The organism is Pseudomonas sp. HUK17, assembly GCF_001566765.1.
Genome location: NZ_LSMW01000012.1, coordinates 228220 through 253660 on the forward strand (window position 1 = coordinate 228220; position 25441 = coordinate 253660).

Here is a 25441-nt window from a genome sequence, read left to right on the forward strand (position 1 = left end):
CCTGGGCTCATCGCGTCGGCTGTCCTGTCCCGGCGCCCCTCGCTTCGGATGAGCCGCCATGACCGATCTGTCCCAGAGCACCGCCCCGCGTCAGCTGGACGAGCCTTTCCTGCCGTTCTCCCGGCCCAGCATCGGCGCCGAGGAAGTGGCCGCGGTGAGCCAGGTGCTGACCTCGGGCTGGATCACCACCGGGCCCCAGGCCAACCTGCTGGAAGAGCGCTTCGCCGATTCGGTGGGCGCCGCCCACGCCGTGGCCCTGTGCTCGGCCACCGCCGCCATGCACGTGACCCTGCTGGCGCTGGACATCGGTCCCGGTGACGAGGTGATCACCCCCTCGCTGACCTGGGTCTCATCCGCCAACATGATCACCCTGATCGGCGCCACCCCGGTGTTCGTCGACGTCGACCGCGACACCCTGATGGTCTCCGCCGAGCAGGTGGCCGCCGCCATCACCCCGCGCACCAAGGCCATCGTGCCGGTGCACTACGCCGGTGCCAGCTGCGACCTGACCCCGCTGCGCGCCCTGGCTCGCGAGCATGGCGTGGCGCTGATCGAAGACGCCGCCCACGCCGCCGGCACTCGCTACCAAGGCGAGCCCATCGGCCAGCGCGGCACCGCCATCTTCAGCTTTCACGCCATCAAGAATCTGACCTGCGCCGAAGGCGGCATGCTGGTGACCGACGACGCCACCCTGGCCGAACGGGTGCGCCGGCTGAAATTCCACGGCCTGGCGGTGGATGCCTTCGACCGCCAGACCCTGGGCCGCAAGCCCCAGGCCCAGGTGCAGGAACCCGGCTTCAAGTACAACCTCTCGGACATCCACGCCGCCCTGGCCCTGGTGCAGCTGGATCGCCTGGGCGACATCAACAGCCGCCGCCGGCTGCTGGCCCAGGCCTACACCCAGCGCCTGGCCCAGCTGCCGGTCGCGCCCCTGGCGCTGCCCGACTACGCCCAGACCCACGCCTGGCACCTCTACATCCTGCGCATCTGCCCCGAGCGTTGCGGGATGGAGCGCGAAGCCTTCATGGCCGGCCTCAAGGCGCGCGGCATCGGCACCGGCATCCATTTCACCGCCACCCACCTGCACCCCTGGTACCGCGAGCGCCGGCCGGAGCTGGCGCTGCCCAACAGCGAATGGAATTCGGCCCGGCTGTGCTCCATCCCGCTGTTTCCCGACATGACCCTCGCCGACGTCGACCGCGTGGTCGGCGCCATCGAAGACCTGCTGGAGAAAGGCGCATGAAGCCCTATGCCATCGACCGGGTATCCGTGGTGATCCCCGTCTACAACGAAGAAGCCAGCCTGCCGGAACTCTTGCGCCGCACCCGCGCCGCCTGCCGCCTGCTGGATTGCCAGGTGGAGATCATCCTGGTCGACGACGGCAGCCGCGACCGCAGCGCCGAACTGCTGCAGCAGGCCGCCAGCGAGCCGGACAGTCCCGTCGTGGCGGTGCTGCTCAATCGCAACTACGGCCAGCACTCGGCGATCCTCGCCGGCTTCGAGCAGGCCCGGGGCGATCTGATCATCACCCTGGACGCCGATCTGCAGAATCCGCCGGAAGAGATCCCGCGCCTGGTGCACACCGCCGCCCAGGGCTACGACGTGGTCGGCACCGTGCGCCAGCAGCGCCAGGATTCCTACCTGCGCACCCTGCCGTCGCGGCTGATCAATCGCGCCGTGCAGCGTTCCACCGGCGTCGCCATGCGCGACTACGGCTGCATGCTGCGCGCCTATCGCCGCCAGGTGGTGCAGTCGATGCTGGCCTGCCACGAGCGCAGCACCTTCATCCCGATCCTGGCCAACAGCTTCGCCCGCCACACCACCGAGATCGAGGTGGCCCACGCCGAGCGCGAACACGGGGATTCCAAGTACGGCTTCCTCAAGCTGATCAACCTGATGTTCGACCTGCTGACCTGCATGACCACCACCCCGCTGCGCATGCTCAGCCTGTTCGGCGGTGGCCTGGCCATCTTCGGTTTCCTCTTCGCCGCACTGCTGCTGGTGCTGCGCGTCACCCACGGCGCCGAGTGGGCGGCCGATGGCGTGTTCTCGCTGTTCGCCGTGCTGTTCATCTTTACCGGCGCCCAGTTCGTCGGCCTCGGTCTGCTCGGCGAGTACCTCGGCCGGGTGTACCACGACGTCCGTGCCCGGCCCCGGTTCCACGTGGAACAAGTGATCCGCGCCGCCACCCTTTCTCCTTCGCCGGCGCCGCTGCGCCAGGTCCAGTAACAGGAAAGCCCCTGATGAAAACCGCCATCGTCTTCGCCTACCACGACATCGGCTGCGCCGGCCTCGCCGCGCTGATCCAGGCCGGCTATCCCATCGCCGCCGTCTTCACCCACCCGGATGACCCGAGCGAGAACCGCTTCTTCGGTTCGGTGGCCCAGCTCTGCGCCCGCCACGGCATCCCGGTGCACGCCCCGGAAGACGTCAACCACCCGATCTGGGTCGAGCGCATCCGCGCCCTGGAGCCGGATTTCATCTTCTCCTTCTATTACCGCAACCTGCTGTCCAACGACGTCCTGGCCTGCGCCAAGCGCGGCGCCTACAACCTGCACGGGTCGCTGCTGCCGCGCTATCGCGGTCGCGCCCCGGCTAACTGGGTGCTGGTCAACGGCGAGACCGAGACCGGCGTGACCCTGCACCGCATGGTTCAGCGCGCCGACGCCGGCGCCATCGTCGCCCAGCAACGCGTCGCCATCGCCGCCGACGACACCGCTCTGACCCTGCACGCCAAGCTGCGCGAAGCCAGCCAGACGCTCCTGCGCGACAGCCTGCCGGCCTTGGCCGAAGGCCGCCTGACCGAGCGCGAGCAGGACGAGAGCCAGGCCACCACCTTTGGCCGCCGCAGCGCCGCCGATGGCGAGCTGGAGTGGAGTCGTCCGGCCGTGGAGCTGAACAACCTGGTGCGCGCCGTGACCCAACCCTATCCGGGCGCCTTTGGCTGGATCGGTGATCGCAAGCTGATCGTTTGGAGCGCTCAGGCGCGTCAGGAAAGCCATGGCCAGGCCCCCGGCAGCGTGCTGAGCCTGGAACCCCTGCGCATCGCCTGTGGCGAGGGCGTCCTGGAAATCCAGGCCGGCCAGCTGGGCGACAACGGCCTCTATCTGTCCGGTCCGCAACTGGCCCGCGAAGCCGGCCTGGTGGCCGGTGCCCGCCTGCACCGCCAGGATCGCCGCGCCAAGCGCCGTACCCGGGTGCTGATCCTCGGCGTCAACGGTTTCATCGGCAACCACCTCTCCGAGCGCCTGCTGGCAGACGGCGAGTACGAGGTCTATGGCCTGGACATCGGCTCCGATGCCATCGAGCGGCTCAAGGCCGATCCGAATTTCCACTATGTGGAAGGCGATATCTCCATCCACACCGAGTGGCTGGAATACCACATCAAGAAGTGCGACGTGGTCCTGCCGCTGGTGGCCATCGCCACCCCCATCGAATACACCCGCAATCCGCTGCGCGTGTTCGAACTGGACTTCGAGGAAAACCTCAAGATCGTTCGCCACTGCGTGAAGTACGGAAAGCGCGTGATCTTCCCGTCCACCTCCGAGGTGTACGGCATGTGCCAGGACGAGCGTTTCGACGAAGACCGTTCCAACCTGGTGGTCGGCCCGATCAAAAAGCAGCGCTGGATCTACTCGGTCTCCAAGCAGCTGCTCGACCGGGTCATCTGGGCCTATGGCGCCAAGGGCCTGAAATTCACCCTGTTCCGTCCGTTCAACTGGATGGGCCCGCGCCTGGATCGCCTGGACTCGGCGCGCATCGGCAGCTCCCGCGCCATCACCCAGCTGATCCTCAACCTGGTGGAAGGCACTCCGATCAAGCTGGTCGACGGCGGCGCCCAGAAGCGCTGCTTCACCGACGTCGACGATGGCATCGAGGCGCTGTTCCGTATCATCGAGAACCAGGGCGGTCGCTGCGACGGCCAGATCATCAACATCGGCAATCCGGACAACGAAGCGAGCATTCGCGAGCTGGCCGAAGAGCTGCTGGCCCAGTTCGAGGCCCATCCGCTGCGCCACGAATTCCCGCCCTTCGCCGGCTTCCGCGAGGTGGAGAGCAAGAGCTTCTACGGCGACGGTTACCAGGACGTGGCCCACCGCAAGCCCAGCGTGGAGAACGCCCGCCGCCTGATCGACTGGCAGCCGAGCACCGCCATGGCCGCCACCGTCGGCAAGACGCTGGACTTCTTCCTGCGCGAAGCCATGGCGCAGCGGGAGGCCTGATGAAAGCCCTGATCCCGGCCAGCCTGCGCATCGACGTGGACACCTATCGCGGCACCCGCGAAGGGGTACCGCGGCTGCTCGACCTGCTGGACGAGGCCGGGGTCAAGGCCAGCTTCTTCTTCAGCGTCGGTCCGGACAACATGGGGCGCCACCTCTGGCGCCTGGTGAAGCCCACCTTCCTGTGGAAGATGCTCAGATCCAAGGCCGCCAGCCTCTATGGCTGGGACATCCTCTTGGCCGGCACCGCCTGGCCGGGCCGGCCCATCGGCCGCGACCTCGGTCACCTGATGCGCGAGACCCGCGCCCGTGGCCACGAGGTCGGGCTGCACGCCTGGGATCACCATGCCTGGCAGGCCCACACCGGCAGCTGGAGCCTGGAGCGCCTGGGCGCGGAATTCGGCCGTGGCCTGCAGGCCCTGGAAGACATCCTCGGCGCCCGGGTCGACTGCTCCGCCGCCGCCGGCTGGCGCGCCGATCCGCGGGTGGTGCTGGCCAAGGAAGCCTTCGGCCTCAGGTACAACAGCGATTGCCGCGGCAGTGCGCTGTTCCGCCCGCGGCTGGGCAACGGCAGCCACGGCACCCCTCAGGTGCCGGTGGACATGCCGACCTTCGACGAGGTGGTTGGCCCGGAGCTGGCCGCCGGTGACTGGAACGACTATCTGCTCAAGCGCTTCCGTCCGGGTGCGCTCAACGTCTACACCCTGCACGCCGAGGTGGAAGGCATCGCCTTCGCCGAGGACTTTCGCGCCCTGCTCAAGGCGGCGCGGGAAGAGGGTGTCCTGTTCCTGACCCTGGGCGACCGTCTGCCAGCCGATCCGCGCCAGTTGCCCGCGGGCAATCTGGTGCGGGGCAGCCTGGCCGGACGCCAGGGCTGGCTGGGCGTGCAGGCATGAGTCGGCGACGCCTGTGGATGCTGCTGCCGCTGGCACTGCTGGCCTATGCCTTGCCGCTGGCCTGGCGTGGCCTGTGGATCCCGGACGAGTCGCGCTATGCGCAGATCGCCCAGGAACTCTGGCGGCGTGGCGACTGGGTGGTGCCGCACTTCCTCGGCTTGCCCTATTTCGAGAAACCCATCGGCGGCTACTGGACCCAGGCCATCGCCCAGGCCTGGCTCGGTGATTCGCTGTTCAGCGTACGCCTGGTGCCGCTGCTGGCCAGTCTCGCCACCGCCGCCCTGGTGGCGCGCCTGACCCGGCTGATCTGGCAGGACCGCCCGCTGGCGCTGCTTGCCGGGGTGGTCTATCTCTCCTGCGTGGCCGTGGCGGGTCTGGCCACCTACGTCACCCTCGACGCCCAGTTCGCCTTCTGGATGGCGCTGGCGCTGCTCGCCCTCTGGCAGGCCCAGGCCGCCGCGACCCGCGGCGCGGCCCTGGCCCAGTGGGCGCTGCTGGGCCTGGCCTGTGGCTGCGGCCTGCTGACCAAGGGCTTTCTCGCCCTGGTGCTGCCGGTGCTGGTGGCCGTGCCCTTCTTCCTCCTGCAGCGGCGCCTGGGCGAGTTGCTCTGCCGCGGTCCGCTGGCGGTGCTGGTGGCGATCCTGGTGGTCGCCCCCTGGGCGCTGCTGGTGGCCCAGCGCGATGCGGATTTCTGGAATTTCTTCTTCTGGCACGAGCACATCCAGCGTTTCGCCGGCCAGGATGCCCAGCACGAGCGCCCGTTCTGGTTCTATGGCCCGGTGCTGCTACTGGCCATCCTGCCCTGGGCCGGCCTGCTACCGCGTACCCTGGGCCGGACCTGGCAGGAGCGCCGCCATGCCGGTACCGCCTTCCTCGGCATTGCCGTGGTCGGCCAGCTGCTGTTCTTCAGCTTCAGCCGCGGCAAGCTGCCCACCTACCTGCTGCCGACCCTGGCCGCCTTGGTGCCGCTGCTGGCGCGCACCCTGCTGGAGGCGGGCCGCCGCGGCGCCACCGGCGCCCTGCGCCTGAACGGCCTGTGCAATCTGTTGCTGGGCCTGGCCGGCGTTGCCGCCCTGCTGATCTATGGCGGTCGCCTCTATGAAAGCGGCGAAGGCCTGACCCGTGCCCTGGCCCTGCTGGCGCCCCTGGCGCTACTGCTGGCCGGTCTGGCCGCCCTGGTCTGGCCGCGGCGCACCCTGCTGGCGCCGGCCCTGGCGCTCTGGGTGCTGCTGCCGCTGCTGTCCATCGCCCTGCCCAACAGCCTGGTCGACAACAAGCTGCCGAGCAGCTTCATCCAGGCCCAGCTCGGCCACTTCAAGAATGCCGGCCTGCTGGTCAGCAACGACCTCGGCGTGGCCGCCAGCCTGGCCTGGGCCAGCCACCGCGACGACGTGGTGCTGGTGGGCGGTCCGGGCGAGCTCAAGTACGGCTTCGCCCGCGAACCGGCCAGCGGCCGCCTGATCGAAGAGCGCGACCTGGCCGCCTGGCTCGCCGCCCATCGCGACCAGAGTCCGGTGGCCATCCTGCTGCGGGTCGACGGCCCCAGTGACCGCCAGCTGCTCGACAGCCTGCCCGAGCCCGGCGAGAGCATCGCCAGCGAGCGCCTGGTGCTGCTGGTCTATCCGAGGCCGACACCGTGACCGCCCTCGACGGCCTGCTGATCGCCGTGGTGATCGGCCTCACCTGCGCCGGCCAACTGGGCCAGAAGCGCGCGGTGACTGCCGGCAATGCCCTGGCCGCACGACTGCGCTCGCCCTGGCTGTGGGGCGCCCTGGTCTGCCTGGGCCTGGCCCTGCTGGTCTGGTGCGCGGTGCTGCAGCGGGTGCCGGTGGGCGTCGCCTATCCCTTGCTCTCGCTCAACACCCTGGCGGTGACCCTGCTGGCCCGGCTGGTGTTCGGCGAGCGGGTGGACGCCCGCGCCTGGTGCGGCTGCCTGTGCATCGTCGCCGGTGCCGCCCTGCTGGGGGGCCAGCTATGAACGGCCTGTTGCCGCTCGGCCTGAGCATCCTGCTCACCACCCTCGCGCAACTCTCGCTGCGCGCCGCCCTGGTGCGGCTGCCGGCGATGGCCACGTGGCTGAGCACGCCGTCGGCGCTGTTCGGCGCGGCCGGTCTGCTGCTGGCCCTGGGCATCCTCTGCTATGGCCTGTCGCTGCTGGCCTGGCTGGCCGCCCTGGCGCGCCTGCCGCTGGGTCGCGCCTATGCGGCGCTCGGCCTCTCCTATGTGTTCGTCCACCTCGGCGCGGCCTGGCTGCCAGGCGCCGCCGAATCCTTCACCCCCTGGAAAACCCTGGGCGTCGCGCTGGTCGTGGCCGGCGTCGCCCTTGTCGGCGGGCCCCGCGCCAGCGCCACTCCCACCTTGAGGAATACCCTATGAACATCAGCGTTTTCGGCATCGGCTACGTGGGTCTGGTGCAGGCCGCCGTGCTGGCGGAAGTCGGCCACCAGGTGGTGTGCATGGACATCGACCGCGCCAAGATCGACAAGCTCAAGCGTGGCGAGGTGACCCTCTATGAACCGGGGCTGGAAGAGCTGGTGCGCAGCAACCTGGCCGCCGGTCGCCTGGTGTTCACCCACGAGGCCGCCGAGGCCGTGGCCCATGGCGCCGTGCAGTTCATCGCCGTGGGCACCCCGCCGGCCGCCGATGGCTCGGCCGATCTGTCCGCCGTCTTCGCCGTGGCCGAGACCATCGCCCGCCTGCGCCGCGAGCCGCTGATCGGCCAGCCGGTCTCCCGCGATCCGCTCTTGGTGGTGAACAAGTCCACCGTGCCGGTGGGCACCGGCGACCGCGTCCGCGCGCTGATCCACGAGGTGCTCGCCGAAGAGGGCCGCACCCTGCACGTGGAGGTGGTCTCCAACCCGGAATTCCTCAAGGAAGGCGCCGCCATCGCCGACTGCAAGAAGCCCGATCGCATCGTGGTGGGCACCGATTCGCCGGTGGCCCGCGACCTGATGCGCGAACTCTATGCGCCCTTCAACCGCAACCATGACCGCATCCAGTGCATGGACCTGCGCAGCGCCGAGCTGGCCAAGTACGCCGCCAACAGCCTGCTGGCGGTCAAGATCAGCTTCATCAACCAGATCGCCGAACTCGCCGAGCACGTCGGCGCCGACATCGAGGCGGTACGCCAGGCCATCGGCGCCGATCCGCGCATCGGCCACCACTTCATCTACCCGGGCTGCGGCTACGGCGGCTCCTGCTTCCCCAAGGACCTGCAGGCGCTGATCCGCACCGGCGAGGAAAACGCCGTGGAGCTGGATCTGCTGCGCGCCGTGGAAGCCATCAACGTGCGCCAGAAGACCAAGCTGTTCGAGCGCATCAATACCTACTTCGACGGTGACCTGCGCGGCCGTACCTTCGCCCTCTGGGGGCTGGCCTTCAAGCCCAACACCGACGACATGCGCGATGCGCCCAGCCGGGTACTGATGGAAGCCCTCTGGGCGGCCGGCGCCAAGGTGCGCGCCTTCGATCCGGTGGCCATGGCCGAGGCCCAGCGCCTCTATGGCCATGACGAACGCCTGGCGCTGATGGGTACCCCCGAGGCGGCCCTGGCCGGGGCCGATGCCCTGGTCATCTGCACCGAGTGGCAACAGTTCAAGGCGCCGGACTTCGACCTCATCGCCCGCCAGCTCAACCAGCCGCTGATCTTCGACGGGCGCAACCTGTTCGATCCCGAGCGCATGGAGCGCCGCGGCATCGAATACTTCGCCATCGGGCGTGGCGCCGCCCTGGGCGGTCCTCAGGTCACCCGCCGCGTGGATGCCGCCTGATGGTCTCGCCCATGCCCCTGACCCCACGCAGCGCGCCCCTCTACGCGCTGCCGGCGGCCAGTCGCCTGCGCCGTGAAAGCCTGCTGCTCGGGGTGGTCGCCACCCTGATGTTCACCCTCGGCATCTGGAACCAGGCGCCCCAGGGCTTCGACGGTCGCTGGGCGGTCTTCCTCGGCGAGATGTTTCGCCATGGCCCATCCTTTTTCGCCACCACCTACGGCCAGCCCTATCCGGACTATCCCGGCACCGCCACCTGGCTGAGCTGGCTGGCCGCGCGGGTGATCGGCGCGCCCAATCACCTGGCCAACGTGCTGCCCACCGCCCTGGCCTCGGCCGCGGTGCTGGCGCTGACCTATCGCCTGCTGGCCGACACCCGCCGTGCCTGGGCACTGCTCACGGTGCTGCTGGTGGCCCTGACCCCGCAATGGCTGGAAAAGGCCCGCGCGGTCTGCCTGGACCAGCTGGTCGCCCTGGTGGTGCTGCTCTGCTTCTACCTGCTCCATAGCGCCGACCGCGACGGCCGCCCGCTGCGCCGCCTGCTGGTGTTGCCGCTGTTCGCCCTGGGCTTCGCCATCCGCGGCCCGTTGGGGCTGATCGAGCCCTGTGGCGTGGTCTGCCTCTACTGGCTGGTGGTCGCCTGGGGCGAGCCGGCGCGCCGCACCTTCGCCCTGCAGCGCCTCTTTGGCTATGGCCTGGCCGGTCTCGCCTTGCTCGCCCTGGGCTGGTGGACGCTGATCCAGCTGGCCCATCACGAGGGCGGGGCGGCTTTCGCCGCCGAGGTCTGGCACATGCAGGTCACCGGCCGGCTGGACGAGAGCGGCAAGCCGTTCTGGTTCTATCTGCAGCTGGGGCTGTATCGCTATCTGCCGGTGCTGCCCCTGGCGCTGCTGGTGCTGCTGGCCGAGCGCCGTCGTCTGCTGACCTGGCCGCACACCGCCCAGCGCCGCCTGCTGCTGGGCCTCGCCGGGAGCGGTCTGCTGATCCTGGTCGGACTGTCCATCCCGCACTTCAAGCGCGCCTACTATGTGGTGCCCATGGTGCCTTTCCTGGCCGCCATCGCCGCCCATGGCCTGCTGCGTGCGGAGAGCTGGTTCCGCCGGGTCGCGCTGCTCTACACGGCGCTGGTACTAGCCCTGCCGGGGCTCGCCCTGATCGCCATGCTGGTCTGCCGTCACCTCTGGCAGCGCCACGGCTACTGGCCGGACGTCTCCCTGGCGCTGCTGGTGCCGGCCTTCGTCCTGCTGCAGATCGCCGCCCTGGTCGGCTGGCGGCGCCTGACCGGCAGTCGCCGGCTGCTTGCCCTGAGCGCCCTGGCGCTGGCCGCCCAGTGGCTGATGCTGGTCACGGTGGTGGAGCCAGCCCAGGACCTGCAGTACGACACCCGCGGTTTCGTCCAGCAGGTGGAGGGTCTGCGTCAGCAGCAGCCGGGTCCGCTGGTGTTCTTTGGTCTCGGCCAGGACAGTTGGGCGATCCGCTACATGATGAACCTGGACCACGACGAGCAGCCGATCTTCATCGCCCGACCCCAGGTCGCGGACCTGGCGCACCTGCCGTCCGGTGCCTGGATCATCCTCGCCCGCGACGACCGTGAACTGCTGGCGGGTACCCCGCTTGCCGACCTGACCCCGGTGCTGGGGCGCCGGCTCAACGGCAATCCCTGCCTGGTGTATCGCCTGCCCTGAGGCCCCCGGAGCCGACTTAGAGCCTGTTCATAATCTCGCGAGCTAGAGCCAAACAAGGCGAAAAGGCTTGAGGAAGCGGAGTTTACAGATCGTAAATGAGCATTCCGACCGGGCTGGCGACCCAGAGCCTTTTCAACGTAGTTTGGCCGACGCGCAGCAGATTATGAGCAGACTCTTAGCGAGCGGCTCCGGCTTCTCGCGACAATTCCAGGATGCGGTTGCGCCCCTGCTCGGCGACCAGATAATGGCCGTCGCCGCGAGGGATCAGGGTCTGCGCCGAGCGTAGGTGCGAGAGCACCGTGACCAGTCGGCCGTCGGGCTGCACCAGCAGCACCCGGGCGCCGTGGGTGGCGTCTTCGGTGATCCACAGGCCGTCGGCCGAGCACTGCACGAAACCGGGGGCGTCGAGGCCCGTGGCGACCAGGGTGTCTGCACCCCCGGGTTGCCACTGCTTGACCCACCCCTTGGCCTTTTCGGTATAGAACAGCCGGCCATCCGGGCAGCGCGCCACCCCTTCGCCTTCTTCCAGGCCCTCGCGCAGCACCGCCAGGCGGCGTTGCAGCGGGTCGTAGCTGAGCAGGCGACCGCGCGGCAGGTCCTCGATGGCATAGAGGGTCCGGCCATCGGTGGCGATGCCCTCGACATCGTTACCGTCGAACAGGGCGTCGCGGTGCCCGTCGCGCAGGAGAAACACCGGCAGCGGCCCGCCTTCCTGGCTGACCACCAGACCGCCCTGGAACATGACCAGACCATCGGGCTTGGACAGCTCGCCCAGCACCGGCTGGCGCTCGCCCGTGGGCAGCAGCCGCAGCAGACTGCCGCGGCGACTGGAAAATTCCTGGGTCACGAACAGGCTGCCATCGGCATCCAGGGCCAGGGCGCTGACCATGGGGATGTCGACGGCGAATTCCCGATAGCGCCAGCCCTCGGCCGCACTGACCGGATGGAAATGCCGCCAGGCCGGATAGGCGAAGCCTGCGGCCAGCACGGCAACGCCCAGCGCCAGACCCTGGCGCCAGCCCAGGCGCGGAACACGTCGCATGGCGACCTCTCGAGGTTGGGAAATGACCCTGCAGTCTAGCGGCCCGTGCGTGAAGATTCCGTCGCCGGCGCCCCGGGTGAGGGTGCCGGCGGGGCGGCGCCTCAGGCGGTGAGGAAGGCCTCGGTCAGCTTGACCCAGTAGCGCGCGCCGACCGGCAGCAGGGCGTCGTTGAAGTCGTAGGCCGCGTTGTGCAGGTTGGCACTGGGGCCGTTGCCGACGAACAGGTAGCAACCGGGTACCTGCTGCAGCATGTAGGCGAAGTCCTCGCTGGCCGGGATGGGCGCGAAGGGATGCAGGGCGTCGGCGCCGAAGTGCTCGACCGCCACCTGGCGGGCGAAGGCGGTGGGACCGTCGTGGTTGACCAGCACCGGATAGCCGCGCTGGTAGTCCAGTTCGGCGGTGGCGCCAAAGCTTTCCGCCTGGGCGCGCACCAGGGCGCCGATGCGCTGCTCCAGCAGGTCGCGGGTGCTGTCCTGGAAGGCGCGAATGGTCAGCTTCATCTCCACGGCGTCGGGGATGACGTTGGACGCCTCGCCGCCGTGGATGCTGCCCACGGTGACCACCGCCGTATCCAGCGGCGCCACGTTGCGCGAGACCACCGTCTGCAGCGCCATCACCGTGGCCGCGCTGGCGACGATGGGGTCGACGGCCTTGTCCGGCACCGCGCCGTGGCCGCCCTGGCCGCGGATGCGCAGGAGGGCGGTGTCGGAGGAGGCCATGGCGGCGCCGTCGACGAAGCAGAACTTGCCGGTGGGCACGCCGGGCATGTTGTGCAGGCCGAACACCTGGTCGCAGGGAAACAGCTCGAAGAGGCCGTCCTGCATCATCTTCAGGGCGCCGCCCAGGCCTTCCTCGGCCGGCTGGAAGATCAGGTGCAGGGTGCCGTCGAAGGCGCGGGTCTCGGCCAGGCAGCGGGCGGCGGTGAGCAGGGTGGTGGTGTGGCCGTCGTGACCGCAGGCGTGCATGCGCCCCGGGTGCTGGCTGGCGTAGTCGAGGCCGGTGGTCTCCAGGATCGGCAGGGCGTCCATGTCGGCGCGGATGCCCAGCACCTTGCTGCCGCTGCCGGCGCGCAGGGTGCCGACCACCCCGGTGCCGCCCAGGCCGCGATGGACCTCGTAGCCCCAGCCCGAGAGGGCGGCGGCCACCAGGTCGCTGGTGCGCTGTTCCTGGTAACCCAGTTCGGGATGGCGGTGGATGTCGCGGCGCAGGGCGACCATGTCCGGCAGGTAGCCGGCGATATGACGGGCGGTGGCGTCTTGATCCGCAGCAGTGGCAAGGCTCATGGCGATCTCTCTCAATCCAGGTGGCGTTCGGGATAGCTCAGCAGTGCCAGCCATCCTATCAGCAGCATGACGATCAGGTACCAAGCCGGGGCGAGCGGGCTGCCGGTGGCCTCGATCAGCCAGGTGGCGATGAACTGGGCGGTGCCGCCGAACAGGGTCACCGCCAGGGCGTAGGTCATGGCCAGTCCCGTGGCGCGCACCGGCCGCGGCAGGCCGGCGAGGATCAGCAGCAGCCCGGCGGTCATGTTGACGCTCATGGCGGTGATCACCACGAAGCGGGCGGCGAAGGCCAGGCCCTGGGTGGTGGGGTCGTTCAGCCAGACGAAGGCCGGGTAGATGCCCAGCAGGGCCACCGCCAGGCTGACCAGGGCCACCGGCTTGTAGCGCCCGAAGCGATCCAGCAGCAGCCCGGCGGCCAGGGCGGCGGCCATCTGCACGGCGCTGGACGCTACCCCGGCCAGGTAGGCGCTGGTGGCCGGCAGGCCGACGATGCGGGTCATGTAGGTGGGCATGTAGAACTGCATCAGGTAGGTCAGCAGGGTCGCCGACATCACGATCAACAGGCCCAGGCCGAAGCGCCGCGGATGCTCGCGCAGGAAGGCGCGCACCGGGCCGCCCTCGACCGTGCCGGCGCCGCTCCAGGTCTCGTCCACCTGGCGGCGGATATAGAGGCCGACCGGAATGATCAGCAGGCCGACCAGGAAGGGGATGCGCCAGCCCCAGGCATGCAGCTCGGCCTCGGACAGGCTGCGGGTGAGCAGGGCGCCCAGACCGGCGCCGAGCAGGGCACTGCCGCCCTGGCTGATCACCTGCCAGCTGACATGGAAGCCGCGCCGGCCGGGGCTGGCCGACTCCAGCAGCAGGGTGGTGGCGGCGCCGATCTCGCCGCCCGCGGAAAAGCCCTGCAACAGCCGTCCCAACAGCAGGATCAGCGGCGCGGCGAGGCCGATCTGGGCATGGGTCGGGGTAAAGGCGATCAGGGCGCTGCCCAGGCCCATCAGCGAAATGGTCAGCAGCATGGCCTGCTTGCGCCCGTGGCGATCGGCATAGGCGCCCAGCACCATGCTGCCCAGCGGCCGCATGACGAAGCCGACGCCAAAGACCCCGACCGCCATCAGCAAGGAGCCGTAGGGGGTATCCGAGGGGAAATAGAGCTGGCCGATGATGGCGGCGAAAAAGCTGAACACCGTGAAGTCGAACATCTCCAGGCCGTTGCCGAGACTGGCCGCGGCGATCAGCTTGGCGCGCGAGGGCGGGGCGGTGGTTGCCTGAGCGGCCGGGGTGGAGGACGTCGGAAGAGCCTGGGCCATGGTGCGTTCCTCTGCACTGAGATGAATGCTTAGCTGTGCAAATGTTGGTCCGGTCCATCAAGGCCGCCAGCGAGAGCGATCAGGGCAGGTCCGAAGACCAGGCCTGCGCCAGGGTGGTGCAGCGCAGGTCCTCTTGCAGCCTAGTCGAACCCGCCACCACGGCTGGCGGTCTCTCATAAATCCGTCACAATGCCCCGCTAAAGTGCCAGGTCGCGTCTGAGCGTCGCCGGCCCAGGCCCGTCTCCCATCCCCGCGAGGAATCCGGTATGGACATCAAAGGTCCGCTGACCGCTGTGGCGCTCGCCCTGGCGCTAGGTGGCACGACCGCTCGGGCCGAGGGCGTCGACCCGGCCATCCCCGACTACCAGAAGGTGAGCGGAATCTCCGGCAATCTGTCGAGCGTGGGCTCCGACACCCTGGCCAACCTGGTGACGCTCTGGGCCGAGAGCTACAAGCGCCAGTATCCCAATCTCAATATCCAGATCCAGGCGGCCGGCTCGTCCACCGCGCCGCCAGCGCTCACCGAAGGCACCGCCAGCATCGGCCCCATGAGTCGCAAGATGAAGGACGCCGAACTCCAGGCCTTCGAGCAGCGCTTCGGCTACCAGCCCACCGCGGTGCCGGTGGCCATCGATGCCCTGGCGATCTTCGTCAACAAGGACAATCCCCTGCGGCAGCTGACCCTGGAGCAGGTCGATGCGATCTTTTCCAGCACCCGGCTGTGCGGCGGTCCGCACGAGATCAAGACCTGGGGCGACCTGGGCCTGACCGGTGACTGGGCCAAGCGCCCGATCCAGAGATTCGGCCGCAATGCGGTATCGGGCACCTACGGCTACTTCAAGGAAGCGGCGCTGTGCCGTGGCGACTTCCGTGCCAACGTCAACGAGCAGCCCGGCTCGGCCTCGGTGGTCCAGGCCATCAGCCAGTCGCTGGGTGGCATCGGCTACTCCGGTATCGGCTACCAGACTGCCAGTGTCCACACCCTGGCGCTGGCCCGGCAAGGCACCACCGACTACGTCGAGGACAACCAGGAAAACACCCTGTCCGGACGCTATCCGCTGGCGCGTTATCTCTACGTCTATGTCAACAAGGCGCCGAACCGCCCGCTCAATCCCCTGGAAGGGGAATTCCTGCGCCTGATCCTCTCGCGCAACGGTCAGGAGGCCGTGCTCAAGGACGGCTATATTCCCCTACCGGCCCCCGTGGTGCAGCAGGCGCTGAAGACGCTGGGTTACTGAGCGGCCGGCGCTCAACGCCCGCACTGGGCGGGGCGCCCCTGGCCGCCCATTCGCTGTAACCTTTCTGTCACACGACGTGATTAGGCTCTGCGCCATGATATCCCCGGTACCCCCGTCCCCGCCCGATCCTCGCGGCCCCGCTCGGCTGGACTTCAACACGCCTGCACTGCGCCGGCGGCGACGTTGGCGGGCGCTGCAGGATCGACTGGTACGGGGCTCGGTGCTGGCCGGCGGCCTGGCCGTGCTGGCCACCATCACCCTGATCTTCTTCTATCTGGCCTATGTGGTGCTGCCGTTGCTGCGCGGTGCCAGTCTCGAAGCCGAGCCGCTGCCGCAACCCGCTTGGCTGGCAACGGCCGGGGCGCCGCTGCTGTTGGGTGTCGACGAACAGAATCGCCTCGGCCTGCACCTCTCCCAGGGTGGCGAAGCGACGTTCTTTACCCTGGCCGACGGCCAGCCGGTCATCCGCGAGCGCCTGCCGTTGCCGCCTGGCGTCACCATCAGCAGCCAGGCCCAGGATGCCCCCCGTGGGCTGATCGCCCTGGGTCTGTCCGATGGTCGCGTGCTGGTGGCGCACAAGCGCTATGTTTCCCGCTATCCCCAGGGCGAGCGGGTCATCACCCCTGAACTGGACTTCCCCTACGGGCGCGAGCCCCTGGACCTGGGCGCGCCGCGCGCGGCCCTGGAGCGGGTCGCCATCGCTGGCGACGAGGACCTGCTGGTGCTGGCCGGGGCCCAGGGCAACCGGGTGACGGCCCTGCGTCTCGGCGGGTTGGCGACTCCGGTGACCGGCGACCAGGCCACGCCGGTCCGCACCTCGATCACCCTCGGGCCGCTCAATGCCGCGGTCAAGGCCATTCACCTCGATCCTCGCGGCCGCTGGCTCTATGCCCTCAATGGCCGCGCCCAGGCGGATGTCTTCGACCTGCATGACGGCAGTCTCAACGGCCACTACAAGCTGCTCGATGCCGCCGACAACGAGGTCACCGCCAGCGCCCAGCTGCTGGGCGGCGTATCGCTGCTGGTGGGTACCGCCAAGGGTGGCGTCAGTCAGTGGTTCATGGTCCGCGGACAGGATGGCGAACCGGTGCTGAGGCATATCCGCGATTTCCAACTAGGCACGGCGCCCATCGTCCAGCTGGTGCCCGAGCAGCGGCGCAAGGGCTTCGTCGCGCTGGATGCCGCCGGTGAACTCGGGGTCTTCCACAGCACCGCCGGGCGCACCCTGCTGCGTGAGCAGCTCGCCCCCGCCGCCGGGGTGCTGGCGCTGTCGCCGCGCGCCGACCGGCTGCTGCTGGAAGAGAACGGTCGGCTGCTCGGCTTCCGCCTGGACAATCCGCACCCGGAAGTCTCCTGGTCGGCGCTCTGGGGCAAGGTCTGGTACGAGAATTACGAAGCACCGGCGCGGGTCTGGCAGTCCAGCGCCGCCACCGCGGACTTCGAACCCAAGCTGAGCCTGGCGCCGCTGACCTTCGGCACCCTCAAGGCGGCCTTCTACGCCATGCTGTTCGCCGCGCCCCTGGCCATCGCCGCGGCGATCTACACCGCCTACTTCATGGCGCCGCGCATGAGGCGCACGGTCAAGCCGGTCATCGAGCTGATGGAGGCCCTGCCCACGGTGATCCTCGGCTTCTTCGCCGGGTTGTTCCTGGCGCCCTTCGTGGAAAACCACCTGCCCGGGCTGTTCAGCCTGCTGTTGCTCCTGCCGCTGGCCATCCTCGCCGCGGGCTTTGGCTGGTCGCGCCTGCCGCTCACGCTGCGCGAGCGGATCCCGGAAGGCTGGGAAAGCCTGCTGCTGTTGCCGGTGGTGCTGCTGACCACCGCCCTGGCGCTATGGCTCAGCCCCTCGCTGGAAGGGCTGCTGTTCGCCGGCGACCTGCGCCTCTGGCTGAGCCAGGAGCTGGGCATCGCCTATGACCAGCGCAACGCCCTGATCATCGGGCTGGCCATGGGCTTCGCCGTCATCCCCAACATCTTCTCCATCGCCGAGGATGCCATCTACAGCGTGCCACGTAGCCTGACCCTGGGCTCCCTGGCGCTGGGCGCCACCCCCTGGCAGACCCTGACGCGGGTGGTGCTGCTCACCGCCAGCCCGGGCATCTTCTCGGCGCTGATGATCGGCCTGGGCCGCGCCGTCGGCGAGACCATGATCGTGCTCATGGCCACCGGCAACACCCCGATCATGGATGCCAACCTGTTCGAGGGCATGCGCACCCTGGCGGCCAACATCGCCGTGGAGATGCCCGAATCCGAGGTGGGCGGCACCCATTACCGGCTGCTGTTCCTGGCGGCACTGGTGCTGCTCAGCTTCACCTTCCTGATGAACACCCTGGCCGAACTGATCCGCCAGCGGCTGAGGAAAAACTATGCGGCCCTCTAGCACAGGCGCGCCGCAGGGGCAGGGCGTTGGACGGCGGCGCTCCCTGGGCGTCTGGCTGCGTGGCGGTGCGCCTGGGGTCTGGCTCAGCGCCGGCGCCGTGGCCATCGCCGTGCTCATGACCCTGGGGCTGATCGGCATCCTCGCCGTGCGCGGCCTGGCGCATTTCTGGCCGGCCGAGGTGGTGCAGGCGCGCTACACGCCGCCGGGCCTGGAAGCGCGCCTGGTGCTGGGCCAGGTGGTGGAACAGGAGACGATCCCGGCCGAGCGGCTGCGTAGCGCCGGGGTAGCCCTGCCGGCGGACAGTGGCGAAACCCTGACCCGCGAACTCTTCAAGCTGGGCAATCGCGATCTCTATGGCAGCGACTTCGTCTGGCTGGTCGGCGACTGGTTGCAGGATCGCCAGACCCCGGCCGACGCCCTGGTGCTGGAGCGCCGCGAATGGGGCAACTTCTACGGCTATGCGCTGGAAGTGCGCGAAGCGGGACGCCAGGTGGCCAAGGGCGCCGCGGCGGTGCCCGAACTGCAGCGCCGCCTGCTGCGCACCCGCGACCTGAGCGAGCGCCTGGAACGCCTGGAAAAGCAGGACATCGGCGGCGTCAATCATGCCCTGGAGCGGCTGCGCCTGGAGGGCCGCGGCCTGGAGCTGGACGGGCGTCTCGACGCCGCCGCCCAGGCCGACCTCGCCGCCCGCCGCGCCGAGCTCGAAGCCCGTTACGGCGAGCTGGAAGACCAATTGGCCAGCCTGCGCCAGGAGCGCCGCCGCGACAGCGTGGTGCTGCGCGACGTCGAGGGCCGCACCCTGGAACTCAATCTCGCCCGCATCGTGCGCGCCTATCAGCCCAACGCCATGGGCCTGGGCGCCAAGCTCGGCTTCTATGGCAGCAAGCTGTGGGAATTCCTCAGCGCTGATCCGCGCGAGGCCAATACCGAGGGCGGGGTCTTCCCGGCCATCTTCGGCACCGTGATGATGACCCTGCTGATGGCGGTGATCGTCACCCCCTTTGGCGTCATCGCCGCCATCTACCTGCGCGAATACGCCCGCCAGGGCCCGCTGACCCGTACCATCCGCATCGCGGTCAACAACCTCGCCGGGGTGCCGGCCATCGTCTATGGCGTCTTTGGCCTGGGCTTCTTCGTCTATGTGCTGGGTGGCTCCCTGGACCAGCTGTTCTTCCAGGCCAGTCTGCCCACGCCGACCTTTGGCACCCCGGGGCTGCTGTGGGCCTCGCTGACCCTGGCGATCCTCGCCGTGCCGGTGGTGATCGTCGCCACCGAAGAGGGCCTGGCGCGCATTCCCCGCAGCATCCGCGAGGGCTCCCTGGCGCTGGGCGCGACCCAGGCCGAGACCCTGTGGAAGGTGGTGCTGCCGCTGGCCAGCCCGGCGCTGATGACCGGGCTGATCCTGGCCGTGGCCCGCGCCGCCGGCGAGGTGGCGCCACTGATGCTGGTGGGGGTGGTCAAGCTGGCGCCTTCGCTGCCGCTGGACGGCAACTATCCCTATCTGCACCTGGATCAGAAGATCATGCACCTGGGCTTCCACATCTATGACGTCGGCTTCCAGAGCCCCAACGTGGAAGCCGCCCGCCCGCTGGTCTACGCCACCGCCCTGCTGCTGGTGCTGGTGATCGCCGGGCTGAACCTGTCCGCCGTGTTCCTGCGCAACCGGCTGCGCGAAAAGTACCGGCTGCTGGAAGACTAGCGCCCGCGGCCGAGGAGACCCCATGCCTTCCGATTCCTCCATCTTCAGAACCGCCGCCGCCTACGCGGCCAGCGCCCAGCCTGCGGCGAGCGAAGGTGGCGTGGCCCTGTCGGTGCCGCGGCTCAATCTGTTCTACGGCAAGAAGCAGGTCTTGCAGGACATCGCCCTGGAGATCCCGCGCCAGTGCGTCACCGCCTTCATCGGTCCCAGCGGCTGCGGCAAGTCGACCCTGCTGCGCTGCTTCAATCGCCTGAACGACCTGGTGGAAGACTGCCGCATTGACGGCGAGATCCTGCTCGACGGCCAGAACATCTATGCCCGCGGCACCGAGATCGCCGAGCTGCGGCGGCGGGTGGGCATGGTGTTCCAGAAGCCCAATCCCTTTCCCAAGAGCATCTACGAGAACGTGGTCTACGGCCTGCGCATCCAGGGCATCAAGCAGAAGCGGGTGCTCGACGAAGCGGTGGAGTGGGCGCTGCACGGCGCGGCGCTGTGGGACGAGGTCAAGGATCGCCTGCACGAGTCGGCCCTGGGCCTCTCGGGTGGCCAGCAGCAGCGCCTGGTGATCGCCCGCACCATCGCCGTGCAACCCGATGTGCTCCTGCTCGACGAACCCTGCTCGGCGCTGGATCCCATCTCCACCCTCAAGGTGGAAGAGCTGATCCACGAACTGAAACAGCGCTACACCATCGTCATCGTCACCCACAACATGCAGCAGGCGGCGCGGGTGTCCGACTACACCGCCTTCATGTACTTGGGCCAGTTGGTCGAGCACGGCGACACCGACACCCTCTTCACCAATCCCGCGAAGCGGCAGACCGAAGACTACATCACCGGCCGCTACGGCTAGTTCCAGGCAGGCCGGTGCCCCACCCGGCGACTCGATCCTCTCAGGCAGGACTGACAGCATGATCAACAAAGAAGGCCACACGCAGCACATCTCCCAGCAATACAACGTCGAACTGGAAGAGGTCCGCAGTCACCTGCTGGCCATGGGCGGTCTGGTGGAAAAGCAGGTCAGCGACGCCGTGCGCGCGGTGATCGACGCCGATGCCGGCCTGGCGCGCCAGGTACGCACCATCGATGACCAGATCGACATCATGGAACGTGGCATCGACGAGGAATGCCTGCGCATCCTCGCCCGTCGTCAGCCGGCGGCCTCCGACCTGCGCCTGATCATCAGCATCTCCAAGTCGGTGATCGACCTGGAGCGCATCGGCGACGAAGCCTCCAAGATCGCCCGCCGCGCCATCGAGCTGACCGAGGACGGCGAGGCCCCGCGCGGCTACGTCGAGGTTCGCCACATCGGCGAGCAGGTGCGCAAGATGGTCCATCAGGCGCTGGACGCCTTCGCCCGCTTCGACGCCGAGCTGGCCCTCTCGGTGGCCCAGTACGACAAGCTGATCGACCGTGAATACAAGTCCGCGCTGCGCGAACTGGCTACCTACATGATGGAAGATCCGCGCTCCATCTCGCGGGTGCTGAGCATCATCTGGGTATTGCGTTCCCTGGAGCGGGTCGGCGACCACGCGCGCAACATCGCCGAGCTGGTGATCTACCTGGTCCAGGGCACCGACGTACGGCACATGGGCGTCAAGCGCATGGCCGAAGAGGTCAATCGGTCGCGCGAATGATCCGCCCGGTCACTCCCCGGGTGGCGCTGCGGAGCCGCCTGCTATGCTGGAAGACTTGGCATGGAGTGACCGATGAGCAAGTTGAACGTACTGGTGGTGGATGATGCGCCCTTCATTCGCGATCTGATCAAGAAGGGTCTGCGCAATCTGTTTCCCGGGCTCGTGGTGGACGAGGCGGCCGATGGTCGCCGCGCCCAGACGATGCTCGGCAAGCAGCGTTTCGACCTCATCCTCTGCGACTGGGAAATGCCCGGCATGACCGGTCTGGAGTTGCTGTCCTGGTTTCGTGCCCAGCCGGACCACCAGGGCGTGCCCTTCATCATGGTCACCAGCCGCGGCGACAAGGAAAACGTCGTCCAGGCCATCCAGGCCGGCGTGTCCGACTACATGGGCAAGCCCTTCTCCAACGAGCAACTGGCGGCCAAGGTCAAGAAGGCCCTGCAGCGCACCGGCAAGCTCGCCGAGTTGCAGGCCGGCGCCCAGCCGCGTCCGGCCACCGGCTTCGCCAATGACTCCCTCGGCGCCCTGACCGCCGGTCGCAGCGACGTGGTCCAGCCCGCCGCCGCACCGGTCGCGGCGCCAGCCGCTTCCTCCAGTGCCGCTCTGCTCACCGGCGCCGCGCCGCCGGCACCTGCCCGCGGCAAGGCGGCCGCCAATTTCGGCCAGGGTCAGCTGCGCCTGCCCAACGCCAGCATGGCCTGCCTGATCAAGGCCATCAGCCTCAAGGAAGCCCTGCTGGTGGTCCGCCGCGGCGATCCGCTGCCGCAGATCCTGGAAACCGCCGTGCTCGACCTGGAGCAGGGCGAAGACGGCAACGACGTGGCGCGCCTCAACGGCTATCTGCATTCCCTCGCCGCGCTGGAAGCGACGCCGGCCAGCGAGTGGGTGCAGGTCAACTTCCGCTTCATCGACCGGGACCCGGCCAAGCTCGACTACCTGTCGCGGCTGATCGCCAAGGGCACCGCCCAGCGGCACTACGTGCCGGGCGCCTGAAGAGGGCGATGCCATGAGGGGGCTGGCACGGAGACTGCTTCGCGCTCAGGTATCGCGGATTTCTGACGCCCTGCCCATGCCCCTTGCCCGTCACCTGCTGCTGCTGTCGTTGACCCTTGCGGGTCCCGCCCTGGCGGCGCCCATCTACAAGTACGTCGATGCCAATGGCGTGGTCACCTACACCGACAAGGCGCAGAAGGGCGCCAAGGTGATGACCTTCAGCGACGACCCCATCGAGCGGCTGGACCAGCGGGTCAAGTTGCAGCCGCGGCACTATGCCGGCGGTACGGTGCTGGAGGTGCGCAACGACAGCTTTCTGCCGGTGACCGTCACCCTGCGCCTGTCGGCGCTGCAGAATGTCAGCGGGGTGGGCGAGGCGCCGATCCGCAAGGTCCTGCCGGCGCGCAGCCTGACCCGCCTGGCGACCCTGATCGCGCCGGATCCCAGTCGTCCGCAGCGCTACACCCCCCAGCTCACCACCCTGATGGGCAGTGTCACCCCAGTCTTCGCCTCCGGTTTCGCCTATCCGCTGCCCTGGCTGGGCGGGCCCTTCAACGTCAGCCAGGGCGCCGGCGGTGGTTTCAGCCACAACACGCCCAAGAGTCGCTATGCGGTGGACATCGCCATGCCCGAGGGAACGCCCATCGTGGTCTCCCGCGCCGGCCAGGTGGTGGAGGTGGAGAACGCCCAGGACGGTCGCGGCAACCACCCCTCCGGCAACTTCGTGCGCATCCTCCACGACGACGGCACCATGAGCGTCTACCTGCACTTGCAGCGCGGTTCGATCAAGGTCACCGAGGGTCAGTGGGTACGCACCGGCCAGGCCCTGGCCGCTTCAGGCAACACCGGGCGCAGCACCGGGCCGCACCTGCACTTCGTGGTCCAGCGCAACACCGGCGAGGCGGTCGAATCCATTCCCTTCCGCTTCGCCCAGGCAGTGGACAGCTTGCCGAATTTCGCCGTCGGCGGACCTTGAGAGCCTGTTCAAAGGCTGCTGCGCGTCGGTCAAACGGCGTTGAAAAGCCCCTGGAAGGCCAGCCCCGCCTGGGCGGCCCCGTCGCCATGCTCATTTACCATCGGTAAACCCGAGCGCGGGTCCGATCCGCTTCCTCAGGGCTTTTCGTGGGGCCGCCTAGGCCTTGTTTGGCTCTGGCTCGCCAGCCTTTGAGCAGGCTCTTACCCTCGTCCAGTTTCAGCCCTGGGCGTCGAGGTACTCGCTCGGCGACACTCCCAGCACCCGGCGAAACATCCGGGTAAAGGCCGAGGGCGAGGCGTAGCCGAGATCCAGGGCCACCCGGGTGACCGGCTCGCCGGCGGCCAGCCGCGGTAGGGCCAGCATCAGCCGGGTGTGCTGGCGCCAGGTGGAAAAGCTGGTGCCGGTTTCCTTGAGGAACAGTCGGGCCAGGCTGCGCGAGCAGAGGTGCAACTGCTGCGCCCAGGTCGCCAGGGCCGTATCGTTGGCCGGATCGGCGTGCAGGGTGGTCTGGATGGTCTGCAGCCGGCGATCGGCCAGTGCCGGCAGGTGCAGGGCCGTCTCTTCGAGAAACACCAGTTCCGCCAGCATCAACGCCCGCACATGGCTGCCCAGCTCGGCCTCGCCATAGGAGGTGCCGCCGCGCCGCAGGCAACGCAGCAATTCGCGCAGCAGCGGCGAGATGAGCACCATGCGGGTGGCCGCCTCGGGGCAGGGCAGGCCGCTCGGCAATTCGATGATCACCACCTGCAGGGTGGCCTCGCCGTTGGCCCGCGCCTGGTGCTCGACGCGGGGCGGAATCCAGATCGCCTGCTTGGGCGGAACGTACCAGACCCCTTCGTGGGTGGTGACCTCCAGCACGCCGTTGACCGTGTACATCAGGTGCGCCTGATCGTGCACATGCGGCGGCCACGCCTGGCCGTGGGCGAAGGTGCCAAGCTGGGATACCAGCGGCCCGGCGGGCGGGATAGGCGCATCCGCAGCCACGCTTCGCGTCGGGTCGATTGTCTGTTCCTGCATAGCGGCTGTCCGTTTCGGTTGGGCAGGGTCAAGGTGCCAGGACCTAACCTGCAGCACTATGGCCGGAGCATTGGGCGCGCCCAAGAGGTGATCCCTCTGCACGCCGAAAACCTGCCTCTTGCGGGAGTGTCGCACAGAACACCCGCCGCTTGGCTGACCTGCCTGAACCATCAGGCCTGTATTTGAACTACCGTCCGATCGGTGGCAGCGTGGCACAGGGATTTGAGTGCCACGCTTTTTTATTCGCGACGATGCTTTGCCAGCGGCTTCACAAAGCCGCGGTTTGACCATCGCCCGCCTCGCGCGGCTTTGTTAGGTTCTGTCCTTGCCCATCATGGTGGCCCTATGCCATGGACCGACGCCTGACCGCCCTGATCACCTGCCTGACCCTCGCCCTGGCCGTGCCTGCCGTTGCGCCGGCTGCCGAAAAGGCGACCCTGACCAAGACCTCCGCCAAGAGCCCGGCCCGCAAGGGGCAGGTCAAGCTCAAGGTCCGCAACGGCAGCGAAGGTCGCATCTTCGAAGTCCGCAACGATTTCGACGTGCCCGTGCGCGTCGAACTGCGCCTGCAACGCACCGTCAACGTGGCCGGTGCCGAGCGCCCGATCCGCCAGGTCATCGAGCCGCGCTCCACGGTGCAGCTAGCGGTGATCCGCAAGCGCCAGCAGGGCTTTCCCATGCACTTCGACCAGGCCTTCAGCTACAGTCCGCAGCTGCCGGTCGGCACCCTGCCGTCGCTGGCGACGAATGTCGCGAGTGGTGCCGACAACGGCATCGGCTATGGTTACGCCTGGCCCTGGCGGCAAGGGATCTACTACGTGACCCAGGGCGCCGGGGGCGATTTCAGCCACAACACGCCCAAGGGGCGCTATGCGGTGGACATCGCCATGCCCGAGGGCACGCCGATCAGCGCCGCTCGCGCCGGCACGGTGATCGACGTCGAAAACGGCCAGTTCGGCCATGGTCCCAACCCCTCCGGCAACTTCGTGCGCATCGCCCACGAGGACGGCAGCCAGAGCGCCTACCTGCACCTGCGCCGCGGTTCGGTCAAGGTGCGACCCGGGGAGCGGGTGGAGATCGGCACGCCCCTGGCGGAGTCGGGCAACACCGGTCGCAGCACCGGTCCCCATCTGCATTTCGTCGTCCAGGCCCATACGGGCGGTGAAATGGTCTCCATTCCCTTCCGTTTCGTGCGGCCGCTGGCGGCCCTGCCCAACATGGCGCTGGGCGACCGCTGAGTCCGCGCTTCAGGGCGTTCCAGACAGGCTGACGCCACCGGGCCCATCCAGGGCCCAGGCACC

At 68.7% G+C, this 25441-nt stretch carries 21 protein-coding genes; 17 read left to right on the top strand and 4 right to left on the bottom strand.

Annotation, left to right across the window (positions count from 1 at the left end; all coding sequences use genetic code 11):
- Positions 1-94: 94 nt before the first annotated feature.
- Genes arnB through AX284_RS08075 form a run of 9 tightly spaced genes read left to right on the top strand, consistent with a single transcriptional unit; the run spans position 95 to position 10568 of the window.
- Positions 95-1243, top strand: a complete 1149-nt coding sequence (arnB, locus tag AX284_RS08035) for a UDP-4-amino-4-deoxy-L-arabinose aminotransferase (RefSeq protein WP_153015334.1) — start codon at positions 95-97, stop codon at positions 1241-1243.
- On the top strand, positions 1240-2229 hold the full coding sequence (arnC, locus tag AX284_RS08040) for an undecaprenyl-phosphate 4-deoxy-4-formamido-L-arabinose transferase (protein WP_068384540.1): 990 nt from the start codon (positions 1240-1242) through the stop codon (positions 2227-2229). Before arnB ends, arnC begins: the two co-directional genes overlap by 4 nt.
- Before the next feature lie 14 nt (positions 2230-2243).
- Positions 2244-4223, top strand: coding sequence for a bifunctional UDP-4-amino-4-deoxy-L-arabinose formyltransferase/UDP-glucuronic acid oxidase ArnA (arnA, locus tag AX284_RS08045; protein ID WP_068384542.1), 1980 nt, complete (start codon positions 2244-2246; stop codon positions 4221-4223).
- Between the two features lie 11 nt (positions 4224-4234).
- Positions 4235-5116 carry a 4-deoxy-4-formamido-L-arabinose-phosphoundecaprenol deformylase gene (gene arnD, locus AX284_RS08050; RefSeq protein ID WP_064307823.1) on the top strand — a complete coding sequence of 294 codons (882 nt, stop codon included), beginning with the start codon at positions 4235-4237 and terminating at the stop codon, positions 5114-5116.
- On the top strand, positions 5113-6756 hold the full coding sequence (gene arnT / locus AX284_RS08055) for a lipid IV(A) 4-amino-4-deoxy-L-arabinosyltransferase (protein WP_026083642.1): 1644 nt from the start codon (positions 5113-5115) through the stop codon (positions 6754-6756). Before arnD ends, arnT begins: the two co-directional genes overlap by 4 nt.
- A complete protein-coding gene (locus AX284_RS08060; RefSeq protein WP_017639273.1) occupies positions 6753-7094 on the top strand; it encodes an EamA family transporter in 342 nt (113 codons plus the stop codon). The genes arnT and AX284_RS08060 overlap by 4 nt, the downstream gene beginning before the upstream one ends.
- On the top strand, positions 7091-7492 hold the full coding sequence (gene arnF / locus AX284_RS08065) for a 4-amino-4-deoxy-L-arabinose-phosphoundecaprenol flippase subunit ArnF (protein ID WP_064307723.1): 402 nt from the start codon (positions 7091-7093) through the stop codon (positions 7490-7492). Before AX284_RS08060 ends, arnF begins: the two co-directional genes overlap by 4 nt.
- On the top strand, positions 7489-8886 hold the full coding sequence (locus AX284_RS08070; protein ID WP_068384545.1) for a UDP-glucose dehydrogenase family protein: 1398 nt from the start codon (positions 7489-7491) through the stop codon (positions 8884-8886). Before arnF ends, AX284_RS08070 begins: the two co-directional genes overlap by 4 nt.
- Complete coding sequence (locus AX284_RS08075; protein WP_068384547.1) at positions 8886-10568, top strand: glycosyltransferase family 39 protein; 1683 nt, start codon at positions 8886-8888, stop codon at positions 10566-10568. The genes AX284_RS08070 and AX284_RS08075 overlap by 1 nt, the downstream gene beginning before the upstream one ends.
- Positions 10569-10743: 175 nt before the next feature.
- Here the strand turns inward: AX284_RS08075 and AX284_RS08080 are convergent, their stop codons facing one another.
- The 3 genes from AX284_RS08080 to AX284_RS08090 all read right to left on the bottom strand — a co-directional run bounded on the left by AX284_RS08080 (position 10744) and on the right by AX284_RS08090 (position 14203).
- Positions 10744-11610, bottom strand: coding sequence for a hypothetical protein (locus tag AX284_RS08080; protein WP_068384549.1), 867 nt, complete (start codon positions 11608-11610; stop codon positions 10744-10746).
- A 101-nt stretch (positions 11611-11711) separates the two neighbouring features.
- Positions 11712-12893, bottom strand: coding sequence for a M20 aminoacylase family protein (locus tag AX284_RS08085; RefSeq protein ID WP_068384551.1), 1182 nt, complete (start codon positions 12891-12893; stop codon positions 11712-11714).
- Between the two features lie 11 nt (positions 12894-12904).
- Positions 12905-14203 carry an MFS transporter gene (locus AX284_RS08090; RefSeq protein WP_017639279.1) on the bottom strand — a complete coding sequence of 433 codons (1299 nt, stop codon included), beginning with the start codon at positions 14201-14203 and terminating at the stop codon, positions 12905-12907.
- A gap of 266 nt (positions 14204-14469) precedes the next feature.
- Here AX284_RS08090 and AX284_RS08095 point away from each other — a divergent pair, with 266 nt between their 5' ends.
- The 7 genes from AX284_RS08095 to AX284_RS08125 all read left to right on the top strand — a co-directional run bounded on the left by AX284_RS08095 (position 14470) and on the right by AX284_RS08125 (position 23123).
- Positions 14470-15441, top strand: a complete 972-nt coding sequence (locus tag AX284_RS08095; protein WP_068384553.1) for a PstS family phosphate ABC transporter substrate-binding protein — start codon at positions 14470-14472, stop codon at positions 15439-15441.
- Between the two features lie 94 nt (positions 15442-15535).
- Positions 15536-17821: an ABC transporter permease subunit gene (locus AX284_RS08100; RefSeq protein ID WP_068384554.1), complete on the top strand. Its 2286-nt coding sequence runs from the start codon at positions 15536-15538 to the stop codon at positions 17819-17821.
- The gene (gene pstA / locus AX284_RS08105; protein ID WP_017639282.1) at positions 17808-19520 is read left to right on the top strand and encodes a phosphate ABC transporter permease PstA; all 1713 of its coding nucleotides are present in this window, start codon (positions 17808-17810) and stop codon (positions 19518-19520) included. The genes AX284_RS08100 and pstA overlap by 14 nt, the downstream gene beginning before the upstream one ends.
- A 22-nt stretch (positions 19521-19542) precedes the next feature.
- Positions 19543-20370 (top strand): phosphate ABC transporter ATP-binding protein PstB, encoded by an 828-nt coding sequence (gene pstB, locus AX284_RS08110; RefSeq protein WP_153015331.1) that lies wholly within the window; start codon positions 19543-19545, stop codon positions 20368-20370.
- Positions 20371-20428: 58 nt separating this feature from the next.
- Positions 20429-21154: a phosphate signaling complex protein PhoU gene (gene phoU, locus AX284_RS08115; RefSeq protein WP_068384556.1), complete on the top strand. Its 726-nt coding sequence runs from the start codon at positions 20429-20431 to the stop codon at positions 21152-21154.
- A 72-nt stretch (positions 21155-21226) separates the two neighbouring features.
- Positions 21227-22147: a response regulator gene (locus AX284_RS08120; RefSeq protein WP_068384558.1), complete on the top strand. Its 921-nt coding sequence runs from the start codon at positions 21227-21229 to the stop codon at positions 22145-22147.
- A 76-nt stretch (positions 22148-22223) separates the two neighbouring features.
- Complete coding sequence (locus AX284_RS08125) at positions 22224-23123, top strand: peptidoglycan DD-metalloendopeptidase family protein (RefSeq protein ID WP_017639285.1); 900 nt, start codon at positions 22224-22226, stop codon at positions 23121-23123.
- Positions 23124-23339: 216 nt separating this feature from the next.
- Here the strand turns inward: AX284_RS08125 and AX284_RS08130 are convergent, their stop codons facing one another.
- Positions 23340-24140 (bottom strand): helix-turn-helix transcriptional regulator, encoded by an 801-nt coding sequence (locus AX284_RS08130; protein WP_026083646.1) that lies wholly within the window; start codon positions 24138-24140, stop codon positions 23340-23342.
- A 350-nt stretch (positions 24141-24490) separates the two neighbouring features.
- Here AX284_RS08130 and AX284_RS08135 point away from each other — a divergent pair, with 350 nt between their 5' ends.
- The gene (locus tag AX284_RS08135) at positions 24491-25378 is read left to right on the top strand and encodes a M23 family metallopeptidase (RefSeq protein WP_064307730.1); all 888 of its coding nucleotides are present in this window, start codon (positions 24491-24493) and stop codon (positions 25376-25378) included.
- Positions 25379-25441 lie beyond the last annotated feature (63 nt).